The following is a 15,933-nucleotide window of genomic DNA, read 5'->3' as shown; positions in this document are numbered from 1 at the left end:
CGGTACAGCCTTACGCGATCTCCACAGTATAGTTCTCGATCACCGTATTGGCCAACAGTTTGGCGCACATGTCCTTGAGCTGAGCCTCGGCGGTGGCCTGGTCCGCGGCGTCGACCTCGACGTCGAAGACCTTGCCCTGGCGGACGGATCCGACGCCGGAATAGCCGAGAGTGCCGAGCGCGCCCTCGATCGCCTTGCCTTGCGGGTCGAGGACGCCGTTCTTGAGGGTGACGACGATGCGGGCCTTGATCACGGTATCTGCCTGTCCGTTGAGTGACCGGGCCGCTGCCAGTGATCCAGTCACTGTATCAGCCTGTCCCGGGAATAGACGAGTTTGAGCGCCGATGCCGGCTGCGACGCGGGTTGTCCGCGCCGCCGCCTTACTTTACCAGCACCGGCCCGGAGGGGCGGGGCGGCTCGTTCTCGTTCATGATGCCGAGACGCCGGGCGACTTCCTGATAGGCCTCGACGAGGCCGCCCATGTCGCGGCGAAAACGGTCCTTGTCCATCTTCTCCTGCGTCTGGACGTCCCAGAGACGGCAGGAGTCGGGCGAGATCTCGTCGGCCACGATGATGCGCATCATGTCGCCCTCGTACAGGCGTCCGGTCTCGATCTTGAAGTCGACGAGCTGGATGCCGACACCGAGGAAGAGGCCGGAGAGGAAGTCGTTGACGCGGATGGCGAGCGCCATGATGTCGTCGATTTCCTGCGGGCTTGCCCAGCCGAAGGCGGTGATGTGCTCTTCCGAGACCATCGGGTCGTCGAGCGCGTCGGCCTTGTAGTAGAACTCGATGATCGAGCGCGGCAGGACGGTGCCTTCCTCGATGCCGAGGCGCTTGGCCAGCGAGCCGGCCGCGATGTTGCGCACCACGACCTCGAGCGGAATGATCTCGACCTCCTTGATCAGCTGCTCGCGCATGTTGAGCCGCTTAATGAAGTGCGTCGGGATGCCCATCTTGTTCAGATGGGTGAAAATGTATTCGGAGATCCGGTTGTTCAGGACGCCCTTGCCGTCGACGATCTCGTGCTTTTTCTTGTTGAAGGCGGTTGCGTCGTCCTTGAAGAACTGGACCAGCGTTCCCGGCTCAGGACCCTCGTAAAGGATCTTGCCCTTGCCTTCGTAGATACGGCGGCGACGTGTCATGTAGGTACTCTATCGTGAATGAGGGCGCGCCCTGGCGTCGGGACGCGAAGCTGTCATGTCCGAGGGCGTGAATAGACCAAACCGGCCCTCTAAACAATGCTCGGCTTTGTCAAGCGGATTGTACAGTCGCAATGTTGGGGGTGCCGCCGGCAGAAACAAGATGCATTTTGGCGTGCCTCGACGCCTTTGCCCTTCAAAAAGCGTCATGTAGGCCGTATGTCGGTGAAGCGGTGGGTGCTGACCGCGCCTTAAATTCCCTGTGGAGCATATACGGATGTCGATGATGGACCGCGAAAAGGATTTCGAGGCTCGCTACGCCCACGATCAGGAGCTGCGGTTCCGAATCGAGGCCCGCCGCAACAGGCTTCTAGGTCTCTGGGCAGCAGAAAAGCTCGGCAAGTCCGGCGAGGACGCAACGCTCTACGCCAAGGAAGTCGTCGCCTCCGATTTCGAGAAGGCCGGGGAAGAGGACGTGTTCGAGAAGGTTCGTCGCGACTTCGATGCGGCCAGCGTCGCCCAGTCTGACCACCAGATCCGCCGGACCATGGCAGAGCTCCTGCTGGAGGCCGAAAAGCAGGTCCGCACGGAGTAGGGCCTTCGGTCCGCCCCTCCTGGTTCTCTGACGAAAGGCGCCTTCATGGCTCTTCCCGGACTGCGGCAACGTCTGGCCGACGGCAAGTTTGTGCTGTCTGCCTGGTCGAGCCTGACGGATCCCCACATTCACGAAGCCCTGCTGCGGGCGCCGTTCGACGCTTTGACCTTCGACCAGCAGCATGGCCTGCACGACCTGCGCTCGATCGAGGCCGGCATTGCGCGGGCGGTGCTTCTCGGCAAGCCGGCGATGGTGCGGTTGCCGATCGAGGACCGCGCCGGCGCCGCGCGGGTGCTGGATCTCGGTGCCTCCGGCGTCATCATGCCGATGATCGAGGGCGTCGCAGATGCCAGGGCGTTCGTCGCCGCGGTCAAGTATGCCCCGCTCGGCGCGCGTTCCTTCGGGCCGACCCGGGCGGTTGAACTGCATGGCTATGCCGGACCTTCGGCCTATACCGCGGAGGCCAATGCCGAGACGCTCGCCTTCGCGATGATCGAGACCGCCACCGCAATGCAGAACCTCGAGGCGATCCTGGCGATCGACGGACTCGATGGCGTTTTCGTCGGCCCCTCGGATCTCTCCATCGCGCTGTCGGACACCAATGCCTGGGACCCGCAGGGCGATGTTGCCGAGGCCGCCATCCGGAAGATCGCCTCGCTCGCGGCGGCGGCGGACAAATTTGCCGGGATCTATGCCGCGACCGCCGAGGACGCCCGGCGCTACCGCGGTTACGGCTACGGCTATGCCTGCGTCGCCTCCGACATCGGGATCTTCAAGGCGGCGGCGACGGCGCTTGCCGAAAGCGCAAAGGCCTGACGGTTTCCGGGTGGGCGTTGCCAGGCGTCGCGGCCCTCGGGCCGCGCCTTCGCCGCCACTCCTCCCACGCGGCATGATCTGTCGAGGGAGCCGATCCGCGTGACCGCCGCTACTCCGGCAGCTTCAATCCCGAAATGAACTTGCCGAAGGTCAGCAGGCCTTCCGGCCAGGGGCCATGGCCGCTCTCGTGGTTCAGATGGCCCGACTCGCCGGCGTCGATGAACAGCGAGCCCCAGGCGCCCGCGGCGTCCTCGGCCGCCTCGAAGCTCGAGAACGGATCGTTGCGGCTGGCGACGACGACCGAGGGGAAGGGCAGGGGCTCGCGTGGATACGGCCCGAACGTCATCAGGTGCTTTGGTCGCAGCAGCGGATTGGCGACATCCGGGGGCGCGACGAAGAAGGCCCCGGCGACAGGCTTTTCGAACAGCGGCACGGCCTGGACGGCAGCGGCGACGCCAAGGGAATGGGCGACGAGAACGACCGGTTTGTCGCTTTCGTTGACGGCGTCGGCGATGGCCCGCACCCAGTCTTCGCGCACGGGCTTGGTCCATTCGCGCTGATGGACGCGCCGGGCGGTCGACATGCGGCCCTCCCAGCGGCTCTGCCAATGGGTGGGCTCTGACCCGCGGTAGCCCGGGATGACGAGGATGTCGGCTTCGGTGATGCGCATGGCTCGCAGATGCGAACATCGGACCGGGAAGTCAAGCGCGGGCCTCCCTGTCAGAGCAAGGGGCTGATCAGGCGCGTCGCGTTCTCGACCAGCTTCGTGACGACACCGCGCTGGTTCCAGTCGTCCGGCATCAGCCGCGCGCTCTTGGCGCGGTAGTCGTTCTCGATCAGGCGCATCTGCGCCACGACGCCCGCATCGTAGACGATCAGCGTCACTTCCGAATTCAGCTCGAAGGAGCGGCGATCCATGTTGGCCGAGCCGATCACGGCGATGTCGTCGTCGATCGAGAGATGCTTGGCGTGCAGGAAACGCTCCCGGTACAGCATCACCTCGACGCCCGATTCCAGGAGTTCGTCGTAGTAAGAGCGCTGGGCGTGGTCGATCAGGAAGCTGTTGGTCGTCGCGGTGACAAAGAGCGTCACCTTCACGCCCTTCTGGACGGCCGTCTGCAGCGCCAGGGACAGCGGTTCATTCGGAATGAAGTAGGGTGTGGTGAGGACAATGCGCTCGCGGGCCGAATGAACGAGATCGGTGAACAGCGTGTCGAGCCGTCCGGCCGGATGGTCCGGGCCGCTCGGCATGACCTGTGCGACGACGCCACCGTCGGTCGCCGCGGGCATGGGCATCAATTCCGGGGACGAAATGTCCTCGTCAGTCTCGAGGAACCAATCGCCGATGAAAATCGCCTGCAGTTCCAGGACGACAGGTCCCGACACGCGGGCCATCACCTCGCGGTAGAAGGTATTCGGCTCGTACTCGATCTGGTGCATGTTCTGCGATCCGACCCAGCCGATGCGCCCGTCGACGACGACGATCTTGCGGTGGTTGCGAAGGTCGGCCCGCGTCGCGCGGCGCCAGAAACGCAATGGCAGGATCAGCCGGATCTCGACGCCGCTGCCGTCGAGCCTTCGCGCAATGGCGTTTCGGTCATGCGACGATCCGACGGCGTCGATCAGGAGCCGACACTTGACGCCGCGGCGCGCGGCGCGTTCCAGGGCGCTCAGGACCTTGTTGCCGGCTTCGTCGTCGTGGAGGATGTAGAACATGGCATGGGCATGATGCACAGCCGCGTCGATGTCGGCGGTGATGCGGTCGACGACGCGGTTGTAATTCGGGTCGAGGTCGATGCTGTTGCCGGCAAGGCAGGGCAATTTCCCGAGCGTCTGGACGAGATGGGCGGCCGTCCGGCTGCGGGGGCCGAGCGTCAGCCCCGCCTCGGCGATCGAGGGAATGTCCTGGATCGCGTTGAAGACGACGGATGGCACGTCCTTGATGCGCTCCCGCCGCCATTTGGGGTGGCGCGCGTCGCCGATGAAGAAATACAGCGCGGCGGCTGCGAAAGGCTGAAAGAAGAAGAGGAGCAGCCAGCCCTGCGCGGCCGCCGGCGAGCGGCGGAAGGGAATCACGATCAGGGCGCCGATGATGATCGCCCAGTTCGCCACGAAGAGGGTTGTGGACCAGAGACTGAACTGAATGTTCATTTCCATGCCGTGCCGTTGACCGTCAGTGCTGCCCGAACCATTCCCGCATGCTGCCACGAGGGGTTGTCGCCGGCGAAGGGCGGCGTTAGTTGCACCATGACGCGCCGCGCGGGACTTTGGGCACCGCTCCTGCGCACGGCAACTTGCGTCCTGTCGGTGCGTTTCTGATAGGGTGCGGCGATGACTACCGCATGAAGGATGAGTTCGATGACAGCCATGACGCCGCGTAGCACGAAGCGCGGAAAACGCGAACGGGAAGCGGGCATGGCTGCCTGATGCTGCGGATCGTCTATGCCAATCTCGGCTACAGCCGGGACATCAACGGTTCGCTCGCCCATCACCTCTCCCGGCTCCACCATCACGTCTACACGCCTCGCGCCGCGCAGATGCGAAGCCTGGAATTCGTACGCGACACCATGCGGCGCCTGAAGCCCGATCTCAGCTGCTTCGTGGAGATCGACCAGGGCTCGATCACCAACGGCTACTTCGACCAGTTCCCGGTGCTGCGCGAGGATCACCACGCGTTCGCGACGATCGACAACAAATACAGCGGCAAGGCGAAATTCCGGCGCTCGCCGATCTCCCGCGGCAAGTCGAACGCGTTCATGGCGACGCAGCCGGTGGAGTTCACCAAGCGCTATCTCGACCATGGCAAGAAGCGTCTCGTCTACGATATCGACATCTCGGGTCTGCGTGTCCTCGTCGTGCACTGCTCGCTGGTGCGCAGCGTGCGGGCGCAGCAGTTCTCGCAGATCGCGGGCTGGATCGAGGAGCGCGACGCGCCGACGGTGTTGATCGGCGACTTCAACATGTTCTCGGGCGAACGGGAGCTGGCGCCGCTGATGAAAAGCGAGAAGCTGTTTCACGCCAACCGCCTGTCGGGGCCGACATTCCGTTTCGGACCCTATCAGGCCACGCTGGACACCTGCCTGATCTCGCAGGGGCTGGAACAGTGCTGTTCGATCGAGATCATCGACCAGCCGTTTTCCGACCACCAGATGTTCAAGATCGACATCGCGCTGGACGGCGTCGCCAAGCTGGCGGCCAACGGCTGAGGGCGGGGCTGACCGCCCGTCCGCCCGGCATGACGGGCCGGGCGGACGTTTTGAGCGGTGAGGGGCAGGGGCGCTTCCCCTTTCGCCCGTGCGTAGTCAGCTCTCGCCGAAGACCCGCGCGAAAATCGTGTCGACATGCTTGGTGTGGTAGCCGAGATCGAATTTTTCGCGCAGCTCGGCCTCGGGAATGGCGGCCATCACCTCGGGATCGGCGAGGAGCTCGGTCAGGAAATCCTTGCCCTCTTCCCAGACCCGCATCGCGTTGCGCTGGACGAGGCGGTAGGAATCCTCGCGGTTGACGCCGGCCTGGGTCAGCGCCAGCAGCACCCGCTGCGAATGGACGAGGCCCTTGAACTGGTTGAGGTTCTTCATCATCCGCTCGGGATAGACGAGGAGCTTGTCGATGAGGCCGGTGAGGCGAGCGAGGGCGAAGTCGAGGGTGATCGTCGCGTCCGGGCCGATATAGCGCTCGACCGATGAGTGCGAGATGTCGCGCTCGTGCCAGAGCGCGACATTCTCCATCGCCGGCAGGGCGAAGGAGCGCACCATGCGCGACAGGCCGGTGAGGTTTTCCGACAGGACCGGGTTGCGCTTGTGCGGCATGGCCGAGGAGCCCTTCTGGCCCGGCGCGAAATACTCTTCCGCCTCCAGCACCTCGGTGCGCTGCAGGTGGCGGACCTCGATCGACAGGCGCTCGATTGACGAGGCGATGACGGCAAGGGTGGCGAAGTACATGGCATGGCGATCGCGCGGAATGACCTGCGTCGATACCGGCTCGGCCCTCAGGCCCATGGCCTTGGCGACGTGCGCCTCGACCCGCGGATCGATGTTGGCGAAAGTGCCGACGGCGCCCGAGATGGCGCAGGTGGCGATCTCCTCGCGCGCGGCGATGAGGCGGGCTTTGGCGCGGCTGAATTCGGCATAGGCTTCGGCGAGCTTCAGGCCGAAGGTCACCGGCTCGGCATGGATGCCGTGCGACCGGCCGATGGTCACCGTGTCCTTGTGCTCGAAGGCGCGGCGTTTCAGGGCGGCCAACAGAGCGTCGAGATCGGCGAGGAGGATGTCGGAGGCGCGCGCGAGCTGGACGTTGAAGCAGGTGTCGAGAACGTCGGACGAGGTCATGCCCTGATGCACGAAGCGAGCGTCGGGCCCGACGATCTCCGACAGATGCGTCAGGAAGGCGATCACGTCATGCCGGGTCTCGGCCTCGATCTCGTCGATGCGCGCGACGTCGAAGCTGGCCGAGCCGCCCTTTTCCCAGATGGTGGCGGCGGCGCTCTTCGGGATCACGCCGAGGTCGGCCAGTGCGTCGCAGGCATGCGCCTCGATCTCGAACCAGATACGGTACTTCGTCTCCTGCGACCAGATCGCCACCATGTCGGGGCGGGAATAACGGGGGATCATGAGACGGTCCTTCGGGTCGCGGAAATGGGGATCGCCGCGACATAACAGAGCCGGCCCAGCGTCTCAATGATTTCGGCCGCGCTAAGACGGTCGGCATGTCGCAACGCTGTTCAGTCGAGGGGCACGGGATAGGCGAGGAAGTCGATGTTCGGGCCCTCGAAGCCGATGCTCTTCACCGCGATGAGCAGAACCGCGCGCTGTGCGACTCCCTCGCCGGGAAAGACGACCACCCGCGACAGCCGGTAGTCGAGCGCGCAGCCACGGCTTTTCGGGATCGCCTTGTCCTCGTGCAGGACCTTCGTCGTCTTGCCCGGCCCGATGCGGGTCAGCCTGAAGCCGGCGAGATCCTCGCCCGTCACGCCGGCACAGCCGGGCGCGGTGGGGAAGGGGATGCGCTGCAGCCGGAGTTCGATCGGCTGGTCCGGTGTGGGCTCGATCGGGCGCGGCAGGAAAGTAAGGCGCGCGGGGTTCGCAGAGAGTTCGGTCACGGGATTGTCGGCGGCGACATAGCCGGCCTTCGGCTTGGCGCCGAGCTTCTGCAACAGGGGCGCCGCTGCGGTGCGCGCCTTCTTGCGGATGACGGCGAGATCCTCTTGGTCGTCGTCGCCCTCGATCGCGACGGGGGTCGGCTTGACGAAGGTGTCGGTGGCGAGGTCGAGGCCGATGATCTCGGCATAGGGAAAGCCCGAGCCGTCATGGATGCCGTACTGCTCGAAGGCGTAGATCCTGCCGTCGGCCGAAAAGCCGATCGGCTCCAGTGTCGCGATGTCGCCGGCAAGGGCTGCCGGTGTGCCTGCAAGGGCGAGGCAGGTGGCGAGGAAGGCACTGCGTCTGCGCATGTTCACTCCTTTCGCACGGGGTTGGCTTGGCAAGAGTCCAGCGGGTCAAACCCCGCCTATGAGCACCACGCCGGCTTGCGGTCTCCGGCCCTTGGCGTGGCGGAATAAATCGCCCGGGCGATGGCGCGGGCCATGACCGCGGCAGCGGCGGCCGCAAGCTCGATCGTCTCAGCGGGGGAAGGCGTGACACCGCTCCCGCCTGTCGCGAGGGCGAAGACGAGGTCGCCGTCATAGTCGGTATGGGCCGGCCAGATCGCGCGGGCGAGGCCGTCATGGGCGGCGACGGCGAGGCGCTTGGCGCGGGGCTTGTCGAGAACGGCGTCGGTGGCGACGACGCCGATCGTCGTGTTGGCGCCGGGAACGGGGGAGATCTTCGTCACGGGATCGGCCGCATCAGCCGGCCATGGAGAGGGAAAGCCGAGACCGCCGAACTCGTCGCCGATCTCGAAGGGCGCCGCCCAGAAATGCCGTCCGCTGCCGATCGTCGGCGACCCCAGCGCGTTCACCGCGACGAGCGCGGCGACCGTCACGCCATTGGCGAGGACGGCGGAGGCCGAGCCGAGCCCGCCCTTGAAGCGCGGGGTGATCGCGCCCGTTCCGGCGCCTTCGCTGCCGAGGGCGAAGTCCGGGCCGCTCGCGGCGGCAGCTGCGTGGCCGAGTTCACGATAGGGTGGATAGCGTCCCCAGCGCGTTTCGCCGGCGGCACCGAGATCAAAGAGGATCGCGGCCGGGACGATCGGCACCCTGTGCTCGCCGACGGCAAAGCCGCGGCCCTTTTCGCGCAGGAAAGCCTGGACCCCGGAGGCGGCATCGAGCCCGAAGGCCGAGCCGCCCGACAGAACCAGCGCGTCGACGGCGGCAACGGTGTTTTCCGGCGCGAGCAGGTCGGTCTCGCGGGTCCCGGGCGCGCCGCCCTGGACGTGCACGGCGGCGACCGTCGGCGCGGCGCAGACGATGGCGGTGACGCCGCTCTGCAATGCCTCGTCATGGGCGTTGCCGACGGCAAGGCCGGCGACGTCGGTCAGGAGGTTGCGCGGTCCCCGCTTCCAGGTGCCCAAGGGCTCATCCCCCGGCCAGGGGGACGAAGTCCGTCCCGTCGAAGCGGAAAACCTGGAAGAGATCGAGGCTGGAGTCGCCGCGATCGTCGAAGCTGACGGGCCCGAGGGCGGTGGCGAAGGTCTCGCCGTTCAGCACGTCGGCGACAGGTCGCGCCTCGGCTCGCGCCTTTTGCACGGCGGCAGCCGCGATTTCCATCGCGACATGGGCCAGGCCGAAATAGCCGTCGCGTACTGCCGACGCGGCAGTGGTGCCGAAGTCGTCCGGCTCGAAGCGGTTTCGCGGGGCAAGGGCGTGGATGCCACGTGGCAGCGACACGTCGGGTGTCGGCTCGTCGAGGAGGGTCTCGCCGCCGATAATGTCGAGGCCCAGATCCAGCGAGGCTGCGTCGCGGGCGATGATGGCGATGTCGGGTCGGTCGCCGGCGATGAAGAGATGCGTAACGCCGGATGCCTGGATGCGACGGACGAGGCCAAATTGCTTCTCTTCGGCCGGCCGGTAGTTGTCGATCGTCGCCGGCCTGAGGCCCGCAGCCTCGACCTGACTGCGCACCGCGTCGGACAGTCCGCGGCCATGGATCGAGCCATCGTCGACGAGACCGAAGGGAACGTCGCGCCAGCGTTGGGCGAGATCCCGCGCGACGGCCGCGGCTTCGGCCTCTGCGCGCGGCGCGACGCGCCAGACCAGCGCCTTCGTCTTGGCGCGCTGGTCGGTGAACCGGTTGGCGCGCACGCCGACGACGATCACCGGAATTTCCGCCGCGCTGAGGATCGGCAGCGCCGCCTCCAGCGCCTCGGTGCAGAGAAAGCCGACGACCGCATCGACCTTTTCCGCTACTAGCGTGCGGGCCGCACGGGCGGCGGCATCGGCAGCGCACTCCGTGTCGACCTCGAGGGTGACGGCGTCGGGCGCGACAGCGGCTGCCGCGCCTGTCCGTACCTGGGCGCCGAGAAGCGCTGACGATCCCGAAAGCGGGGCGGCGACGCCGATGCGCACACCGCCGACCGCCGGAGCTTCCTGGGCATCAACCCTGTCAGGAGCGGCTGACAACGACGCGGCGAGGACGGCGGCGGCAAGGAGACGGGAGCGTGCGTTCATGGCGCCATTCTAGCGGGCTTTGCGGGCGAGATCGAGATGGCCGGGCCGCGTCCCCGCGGCGGGTTGCCCTTTTCGCTGGGCGCAGGACATGCAAGGGAGGGCATGAGCGTGCGAAAGCCGGAAGGCAACACTATGTTGAGGCCGGCGCGGTGCGAGGGTCCCGAACGCCCACGAACGCAAGGACGCCGACAGTGACATCAACAGTGACACCAACAGTGACAAGGGCCGTTTCTTGCTGATGGATTCGATGATCGAGGCCGGCCTGTTCCGCGCGGCGATGAGCCGGTTCGCGGCGGCCGTTCATATCGTGACGACGGACGGTGCCGCCGGCCGCCGCGGCGTGACCGCGACCTCGGTCGCATCGGTCTCCGACGCCCCGGCGACGCTGCTCGTCTGCCTCAACACCTCGAATGAAGCCAATCAGCGCTTCGAGGCCAATGGCTGCTTTGCCGTGAATCTTCTTGCCGACGAGTCCGAAGGTCTGGCGCGGGTTTTTGCCGGCGAAGGCGCACTGTCGCCGGAGGCGCGCTTTGCCGAGGGGGAATGGGGTCTTCGCGCGACGGGCGCTCCCATCCTTGAAGACGCGCTCGCTTCCTTCGACTGCCGGCTGATCGATTCGCGGATCGTCGCGACCCACCGCGTGATGATCGGCGAGGTGCGGTCCATCCACCTCGGCGCGGAGAGGCCCTGCCTCGTCTACCATGGTCGGGCCTACCACCGGGTCTGACCCTGCCGGATCCCTCGGGACTTTGTCTGCCGCTTGCGGAGCGGTCGGGGCAGGGCCTATCTGTGGACGGACAGTGCAGGGGGAAGCCGATCGTGACCGACCACCACAAGATCCCGGCCTCGATCGACGCGACGCAGTCGCTCCTCGACGGCCAGAACTACGTTGCCGACCGGGCGCTCTCAACCGTCCTGTTCCTATCCCTGAAGATGGGACGCCCGCTCTTCCTTGAGGGCGAGGCCGGCGTCGGCAAGACCGAGGTCGCGAAGGTGATAGCGACGGCTCTCGACCGGCCGCTGATCCGCCTGCAGTGCTATGAGGGGCTGGATGTCGCCTCGGCGCTCTACGAGTGGAACTACGCCGCGCAGATGATCGAGATCCGCATGCGCGAGGCTTCCGGCGACGTCTCGCGCGATGCCATGCGCTCGGAGATTTTTTCCGAACGCTTCCTGATCCGGCGGCCGATCCTGCAAGCGCTGGAGGGCGAGCCGGGCCGCGCGCCGGTGCTTTTGATCGACGAGCTCGACCGGACAGACGAGGCCTTCGAGGCCTTCCTCCTCGAAATCCTGTCGGACAACCAGGTGACCATTCCAGAGCTCGGCACCATCCGCGCCGCCGAGCCACCGATCGTCATCATCACCACCAATCGCACCCGCGAGATCCACGACGCGCTGAAGCGCCGCTGCTTCTACCACTGGGTCGACTACCCCGCGGCCGAGCGCGAGCTCGAGATCGTCCGGCGCAAGGCGCCCGGCGCCAATGCCGCGCTCGCCGCCGAGCTCGTCGCCTTCGTGCAGAGGCTTCGCGGGATGGACCTGTTCAAGGCGCCGGGGGTCGCCGAGACCATCGACTGGGCCAATGCGCTGACCGAGCTCGACGCCGTCGCGCTCGACCCGGCCCATGTCTCCGACACGCTCGGCGTGCTGCTGAAGTATCAGGACGACATCGCCCGCATCGAAAAGGGCGAGGGCCGCGCGATCCTCACCGAGGTCAAGCGCAGTCTGTCAGCGGCGGGAGCCGCCGCGCCATGACGGCGATTGGGTCCGACGTTGCCGTCGCCGACGGCAAGCTTGCGGACAACATCGCCTATTTCGCCAGGACCCTGCGCAAGGCCGGGCTGAAGATCGGGCCGGCGGCAACGCTCGACGCCATCGCCGCGGTGACGGCGGCGGGGCTTTCGACGCGCGAGGACTTCTACTGGACGCTCCATTGCGTGCTGGTGACGCGGCGCGAGGACGACGCCGTCTTCGACGAGGCGTTCCGGCTGTTCTGGCGCTCGCGCGAGCTCCTGGAAAAGATGATCGCGATGTTCTCGCCGGTGGCACCGCCGCGCGAGGCAAAGGCCGAGAAGAAACGCGCCGGCGAGAGCCGGGTGGCCGATGCGCTGTTCGAGGGTGCCAAGCGCAACGAGAAGACGCGCGACGCGCCGGAGATCGAGATCGACGCGCGGCTGACCGTCTCCGGCAACGAGGTGCTGCGGGCGAAGGACTTCGCGCAGATGTCGGTTGCCGAGATGGAGGCGGCGAAGGTGGCGATCGCCGCGCTGCGCCTGCCGGCCGACTACCGCAAGACGCGGCGTTATCGCAGCGACCCGCGCGGCGAGCGCATCGATCCGCGCCGGATGATGCAGGCCTCGATGCGCACGGGCGGCGAGCTGATCCTGCCGAAATTCCGGTCGCGCCGCGAGGTGCATCCGCCGCTCGTCGTCATCGCCGACATCTCAGGCTCGATGAGCCAGTACACCCGCATCTTCCTGCATTTCCTGCATGCGCTGACGGAGAACCGGCGCAACGTCCACACCTTCCTGTTCGGCACCCGGCTGACGAACGTGACGCGCCAGATGCGCCACCGCGATCCCGATGCGGCGCTGGCCGACTGTGCCGGCGCCGTGAAGGACTGGTCCGGCGGCACGCGCATCGCCGAGGCGCTCCATGCGTTCAACCATGTCTGGTCGCGCCGGGTGCTGACGCAGGGCGCTGTCGGGCTGATCATCACCGACGGGCTGGAGCGTGACTCGATCGAGGCGCTGGAGGCGGAGATGGAGCGGCTGCACAAGTCCTGCAGGCGGCTGATCTGGCTGAACCCGCTTTTGCGCTTCGACGGATTCTCGGCGCGGGCGCGCGGGGTGAGGGCGATGCTGCCGCATGTCGACGAGTTCCGCTCGGTGCATTCGCTGGATGCCATGGCCGAGCTCTGCGCGGCCTTGTCGGGCACGGGGGGCGCGGAAACCGATCCGCGAGCGTGGCTTGCGGCGGCCGATGCGGCCATGGCCGCCTGATCTTGGCGATGGCCGCACCTATCTATAGCTTTGCCGCCAGCGCGGCTCCGATCCGTGGCCGTCGATGCGGCCCGTCCCCAAGGGAGAACGTGCCATGGCCGATCATCTCGTCGATCTCGATGTCCTGAAGACGGCGGAGGCCTGGGCCGGCGAAGGCCGGCGGCTGGCGCTGGCCACCGTGGTCGAGACATGGGGTTCGGCGCCACGCCCGACCGGCAGCCATCTCGTCATCGATGCCGAGGGCAATTTCGAGGGGTCGGTCTCGGGCGGCTGCGTCGAGGGCGCCGTCGTCACCGAGGCGGTCGAGGTGATCGAGAGCGGCACGCCGCGGCTTCTGGAATTCGGCGTCGCCGACGAGACCGCCTGGCGGGTCGGCCTCTCCTGCGGCGGGCGCATTCGCGTGATGGTCGAGCCGATCACGGCCGGGACGATGCTCTGATGCGCCTTTCGCTTCTGCAGGACCTCAACGCCGAGCGCGCCGCGCGGCGTGCCGCCATCCTGGTGACGGAAATCGCGACCGGAACGCAGCGACTGGTGCGTGAGAGCGAAGCTGCCGGGGACCTCCTGGCCGAGCCTCTCGCTGCCGCGTTCCGGTCGGGCAGATCCGGGATGATCAAGGCGGAAGGCGGCGAGGTTTTCCTCAACGTCCACGTGCCGCCGGCGCGGATAGTGGTCATTGGCGCGGTACATATCAGCCAGGCGCTGGCGCCGATGGCGCGGCTGGCCGGCTTCGACGTCGAGATCGTCGATCCGCGCACGGCCTTTGCCACGCCCGAGCGCTTTCCCGACGTCGTCCTGACGGCCGAGTGGCCGGAGGATGTCCTGAAGGCGCGGCCGCTCGACGCCTATACCGCGCTCGTCGCCGTCACCCACGATCCCAAGATCGACGACCTGCCGCTGCGCGCGGCCTTGTCTGCCGGATGCTTCTATGTCGGCGCGCTCGGCAGCCGCAAGACGCATGCCGCGCGGCTTTCGCGCCTCACCGAGGCCGGCATAGACGGCGCGGCGATCGAGGCGCCGATCGGCCTCGACATCGGCGCGGCGACGCCGGCAGAGATCTCCGTCGCGGTGCTCGGCTCGATCATCCGCGCCCTGCGCCGACGCGGAATGACGAGCGAAAGCGCGAGGGCGGCGTGAAGTTCGGCCCGCTACCCGTCGACGCGGCCGAGGGCACGATCCTCGCGCATGGCCAGAAGCTTGCGGAAGGACGGCTCGCCAAGGGCACGCGCCTCTCCGCCGCCGACATCGCGGCGCTCGGTGCCGTCGGCGCGACCGAGGTCGTGGTCGCGCAGCTTGCGCCCGGCGACCTGACGGAGGACGAGGCGGCAGCCCGGCTCGGCGGGGTCGTCGCCGGCGCGCATGTCTCGGTCGGGACGGCCGGCACCGGGCGGGTCAATTTCTTTGCCACGGCCGATGGGCTCTTCGTGCCGGACCGCGGTCTCGTCGACCGTGTGAACGCGGTCGATCCCGGCATCACGCTGGCGACGCTCGGGGAATACGCGCCTGTCGAAGCCGGGCGCATGGTGGCGACGGTGAAGATCATCCCGCTCGCGGTTGCCGGCAGTGCGGTGGAAAACGCTGCGGACGTCGTTGCCGGCGGGCCTGCCTTTCGCGTCGCGCCCTATCGGCCGCAGCGGGTGGCGTTGATCCAGACGGAACTTCCGGCGCTGAAGAAGAGCGCGCTCGACAAGACAGCCAAAGTGCTGGCGGCGCGGCTCGCACGCGCCGGTGCAAGCCTTGCCGGAGAGCAGCGCTGCGCGCACGAGACCCTCGCGCTGGCCGCGGCGATCGGCACCGTGACAGATGCCGATCTCGTCATCGTCTTCGGAGCCTCGGCCGTGATCGACAGCGCCGACGTCATTCCCGCCGCCGTGGTCGCGGCCGGCGGCAAAGTGCGCCATCTCGGCATGCCGGTCGACCCCGGCAATCTGCTCCTTCTCGGAGAGGTGGCCGGCCGCCCGCTGATCGGCGCGCCGGGCTGCGCCCGCAGCCCGAAGGAGAACGGTTTCGATTGGATCCTGAATCGCTTGCTGGCCGATGTTCAGGTGACGCCGGAGGATATCCGACGCATGGGGGTCGGCGGCCTGTTGATGGAGATCGCCACGCGCCCCCTGCCGCGCGAGCGTGCGGCACCGATCCCGAAGCCGCCTCCGATGCAAAGGCCGATCATCGACATCGCGCTCCTGGCGGCCGGCCGGTCGAGCCGGATGGGGGGGCCGAACAAGCTGCTGGCGACCTTTGACGGCGTTCCGCTTATCCGGCGCTCGGCCGAGGTGGCGCTCGCGAGCGGCGCGCGGCGCGTGCGCGTGGTGGTCGGCCACCGGCGTGAGGCGATCGCCGCGGCGCTCATCGGTCTCGACGTCGAGATCGTCGAGAACCCTGCCTATGCCGAGGGGCTCGCAACCTCGGTCAGGGCCGGAGCAAAGGCCGCCTTTGCCGCTGCTCTTCCGGCGGACGGCGTCATGGTGATGCTCGCCGACCAGCCGCTTCTGTGCGCCGCTCACCTCGACAGGCTGATCGCTGCTTTTGCTCCGCAGGGCGAAGGATCGATCGTCGTGGCGACCGATGCCGGCAAACGCCGCAATCCGGTGATCCTGGCTGCCGGCTTTGCCCGGGAGATCGAAGAACTGGGTGGCGACGTCGGCGCGCGCGCGCTTCTGGAGGCCCACGAGGCTGAGATCCGCAGTGTCGATCTCGGTCCCGCCGCCGGCGTCGACGTCGATACCCCGGAGGCCCTGCAGGGAGCGGGTGGGCTTCTGGCCGGCTAGCCATGCT

The 15,933-nt window shown here is 67.3% G+C and carries 18 protein-coding genes; 9 read left to right on the top strand and 9 right to left on the bottom strand.

What is annotated here, in order from left to right:
* Positions 1 to 10 precede the first annotated feature (10 nt).
* The gene (gene purS, locus Sa4125_RS13025) at positions 11 to 253 is read right to left on the bottom strand and encodes a phosphoribosylformylglycinamidine synthase subunit PurS (protein WP_223998484.1); all 243 of its coding nucleotides are present in this window, start codon (positions 251 to 253) and stop codon (positions 11 to 13) included.
* Positions 254 to 380: 127 nt separating this feature from the next.
* The gene (gene purC, locus Sa4125_RS13020) at positions 381 to 1,145 is read right to left on the bottom strand and encodes a phosphoribosylaminoimidazolesuccinocarboxamide synthase (RefSeq protein ID WP_188850602.1); all 765 of its coding nucleotides are present in this window, start codon (positions 1,143 to 1,145) and stop codon (positions 381 to 383) included.
* Positions 1,146 to 1,419: 274 nt separating this feature from the next.
* Between purC and Sa4125_RS13015 the strand changes: the two genes are divergently transcribed.
* Entirely contained in the window at positions 1,420 to 1,737 is a 318-nt protein-coding gene (locus tag Sa4125_RS13015) for a DUF1476 domain-containing protein (RefSeq protein WP_223998483.1), read from the top strand.
* A gap of 45 nt (positions 1,738 to 1,782) precedes the next feature.
* Positions 1,783 to 2,553, top strand: a complete 771-nt coding sequence (locus tag Sa4125_RS13010) for an aldolase/citrate lyase family protein (RefSeq protein ID WP_223998482.1) — start codon at positions 1,783 to 1,785, stop codon at positions 2,551 to 2,553.
* Positions 2,554 to 2,662: 109 nt separating this feature from the next.
* Here the strand turns inward: Sa4125_RS13010 and Sa4125_RS13005 are convergent, their stop codons facing one another.
* Genes Sa4125_RS13005 through Sa4125_RS12995 form a run of 3 tightly spaced genes read right to left on the bottom strand, consistent with a single transcriptional unit; the run spans position 2,663 to position 4,922 of the window.
* Positions 2,663 to 3,223 carry an alpha/beta hydrolase gene (locus tag Sa4125_RS13005; protein ID WP_223998481.1) on the bottom strand — a complete coding sequence of 187 codons (561 nt, stop codon included), beginning with the start codon at positions 3,221 to 3,223 and terminating at the stop codon, positions 2,663 to 2,665.
* Positions 3,224 to 3,273: 50 nt separating this feature from the next.
* Positions 3,274 to 4,710, bottom strand: coding sequence for a cardiolipin synthase (cls, locus tag Sa4125_RS13000; protein WP_223998480.1), 1,437 nt, complete (start codon positions 4,708 to 4,710; stop codon positions 3,274 to 3,276).
* Positions 4,701 to 4,922 carry a hypothetical protein gene (locus tag Sa4125_RS12995; RefSeq protein ID WP_223998479.1) on the bottom strand — a complete coding sequence of 74 codons (222 nt, stop codon included), beginning with the start codon at positions 4,920 to 4,922 and terminating at the stop codon, positions 4,701 to 4,703. Before Sa4125_RS12995 ends, cls begins: the two co-directional genes overlap by 10 nt.
* Positions 4,923 to 4,979: 57 nt before the next feature.
* Between Sa4125_RS12995 and Sa4125_RS12990 the strand changes: the two genes are divergently transcribed.
* Positions 4,980 to 5,759 (top strand): endonuclease/exonuclease/phosphatase family protein, encoded by a 780-nt coding sequence (locus Sa4125_RS12990; RefSeq protein ID WP_223998478.1) that lies wholly within the window; start codon positions 4,980 to 4,982, stop codon positions 5,757 to 5,759.
* Between the two features lie 96 nt (positions 5,760 to 5,855).
* Here Sa4125_RS12990 and purB read toward each other — a convergent pair whose 3' ends face one another.
* The 4 genes from purB to Sa4125_RS12970 form a co-directional block, all read right to left on the bottom strand.
* Complete coding sequence (gene purB / locus Sa4125_RS12985; protein ID WP_223998477.1) at positions 5,856 to 7,163, bottom strand: adenylosuccinate lyase; 1,308 nt, start codon at positions 7,161 to 7,163, stop codon at positions 5,856 to 5,858.
* A 110-nt stretch (positions 7,164 to 7,273) separates the two neighbouring features.
* Complete coding sequence (locus Sa4125_RS12980; protein ID WP_223998476.1) at positions 7,274 to 8,002, bottom strand: DUF2259 domain-containing protein; 729 nt, start codon at positions 8,000 to 8,002, stop codon at positions 7,274 to 7,276.
* A gap of 56 nt (positions 8,003 to 8,058) precedes the next feature.
* Entirely contained in the window at positions 8,059 to 9,060 is a 1,002-nt protein-coding gene (locus Sa4125_RS12975) for a P1 family peptidase (RefSeq protein ID WP_223998475.1), read from the bottom strand.
* A 4-nt stretch (positions 9,061 to 9,064) separates the two neighbouring features.
* Positions 9,065 to 10,156: an ABC transporter substrate-binding protein gene (locus Sa4125_RS12970; RefSeq protein WP_223998474.1), complete on the bottom strand. Its 1,092-nt coding sequence runs from the start codon at positions 10,154 to 10,156 to the stop codon at positions 9,065 to 9,067.
* A 238-nt stretch (positions 10,157 to 10,394) separates the two neighbouring features.
* Here Sa4125_RS12970 and Sa4125_RS12965 point away from each other — a divergent pair, with 238 nt between their 5' ends.
* The 6 genes from Sa4125_RS12965 to Sa4125_RS12940 all read left to right on the top strand — a co-directional run bounded on the left by Sa4125_RS12965 (position 10,395) and on the right by Sa4125_RS12940 (position 15,926).
* Positions 10,395 to 10,883 carry a flavin reductase family protein gene (locus Sa4125_RS12965; protein WP_224007785.1) on the top strand — a complete coding sequence of 163 codons (489 nt, stop codon included), beginning with the start codon at positions 10,395 to 10,397 and terminating at the stop codon, positions 10,881 to 10,883.
* Between the two features lie 92 nt (positions 10,884 to 10,975).
* On the top strand, positions 10,976 to 11,911 hold the full coding sequence (locus Sa4125_RS12960; protein WP_223998473.1) for a MoxR family ATPase: 936 nt from the start codon (positions 10,976 to 10,978) through the stop codon (positions 11,909 to 11,911).
* A complete protein-coding gene (locus Sa4125_RS12955) occupies positions 11,908 to 13,158 on the top strand; it encodes a VWA domain-containing protein (protein ID WP_223998472.1) in 1,251 nt (416 codons plus the stop codon). The genes Sa4125_RS12960 and Sa4125_RS12955 overlap by 4 nt, the downstream gene beginning before the upstream one ends.
* A 94-nt stretch (positions 13,159 to 13,252) precedes the next feature.
* Complete coding sequence (locus Sa4125_RS12950) at positions 13,253 to 13,597, top strand: XdhC family protein (RefSeq protein ID WP_223998471.1); 345 nt, start codon at positions 13,253 to 13,255, stop codon at positions 13,595 to 13,597.
* Positions 13,597 to 14,295, top strand: coding sequence for an XdhC family protein (locus Sa4125_RS12945; protein WP_223998470.1), 699 nt, complete (start codon positions 13,597 to 13,599; stop codon positions 14,293 to 14,295). The genes Sa4125_RS12950 and Sa4125_RS12945 overlap by 1 nt, the downstream gene beginning before the upstream one ends.
* Positions 14,292 to 15,926 carry a molybdopterin-binding/glycosyltransferase family 2 protein gene (locus Sa4125_RS12940; protein ID WP_223998469.1) on the top strand — a complete coding sequence of 545 codons (1,635 nt, stop codon included), beginning with the start codon at positions 14,292 to 14,294 and terminating at the stop codon, positions 15,924 to 15,926. Before Sa4125_RS12945 ends, Sa4125_RS12940 begins: the two co-directional genes overlap by 4 nt.
* The last annotated feature ends 7 nt before the right edge of the window (positions 15,927 to 15,933 follow it).

This window comes from Aureimonas sp. SA4125, from assembly GCF_019973775.1.
Lineage (GTDB): Bacteria > Pseudomonadota > Alphaproteobacteria > Rhizobiales > Rhizobiaceae > Plantimonas.
This window is presented reverse-complemented; position numbering and strand designations above follow the sequence as displayed.

What these genes read in the sequence shown, in the direction of transcription:
- Sa4125_RS13005 (WP_223998481.1), bottom strand. Translation starts at nt 3,223, where the DNA reads ATGCGCATCACCGAAGCCGACATCCTCGTCATCCCGGGCTACCGCGGG.
- purB (WP_223998477.1), bottom strand. Translation starts at nt 7,163, where the DNA reads ATGATCCCCCGTTATTCCCGCCCCGACATGGTGGCGATCTGGTCGCAG.
- Sa4125_RS12955 (WP_223998472.1), top strand. Translation starts at nt 11,908, where the DNA reads ATGACGGCGATTGGGTCCGACGTTGCCGTCGCCGACGGCAAGCTTGCG.
- purC (WP_188850602.1), bottom strand. Translation starts at nt 1,145, where the DNA reads ATGACACGTCGCCGCCGTATCTACGAAGGCAAGGGCAAGATCCTTTAC.
- Sa4125_RS12965 (WP_224007785.1), top strand. Translation starts at nt 10,395, where the DNA reads ATGGATTCGATGATCGAGGCCGGCCTGTTCCGCGCGGCGATGAGCCGG.
- Sa4125_RS12945 (WP_223998470.1), top strand. Translation starts at nt 13,597, where the DNA reads ATGCGCCTTTCGCTTCTGCAGGACCTCAACGCCGAGCGCGCCGCGCGG.
- Sa4125_RS12990 (WP_223998478.1), top strand. Translation starts at nt 4,980, where the DNA reads ATGCTGCGGATCGTCTATGCCAATCTCGGCTACAGCCGGGACATCAAC.
- Sa4125_RS13015 (WP_223998483.1), top strand. Translation starts at nt 1,420, where the DNA reads ATGTCGATGATGGACCGCGAAAAGGATTTCGAGGCTCGCTACGCCCAC.
- Sa4125_RS13010 (WP_223998482.1), top strand. Translation starts at nt 1,783, where the DNA reads ATGGCTCTTCCCGGACTGCGGCAACGTCTGGCCGACGGCAAGTTTGTG.
- Sa4125_RS12970 (WP_223998474.1), bottom strand. Translation starts at nt 10,156, where the DNA reads ATGAACGCACGCTCCCGTCTCCTTGCCGCCGCCGTCCTCGCCGCGTCG.
- Sa4125_RS12995 (WP_223998479.1), bottom strand. Translation starts at nt 4,922, where the DNA reads ATGGCTGTCATCGAACTCATCCTTCATGCGGTAGTCATCGCCGCACCC.
- Sa4125_RS12980 (WP_223998476.1), bottom strand. Translation starts at nt 8,002, where the DNA reads ATGCGCAGACGCAGTGCCTTCCTCGCCACCTGCCTCGCCCTTGCAGGC.
- Sa4125_RS12950 (WP_223998471.1), top strand. Translation starts at nt 13,253, where the DNA reads ATGGCCGATCATCTCGTCGATCTCGATGTCCTGAAGACGGCGGAGGCC.
- cls (WP_223998480.1), bottom strand. Translation starts at nt 4,710, where the DNA reads ATGGAAATGAACATTCAGTTCAGTCTCTGGTCCACAACCCTCTTCGTG.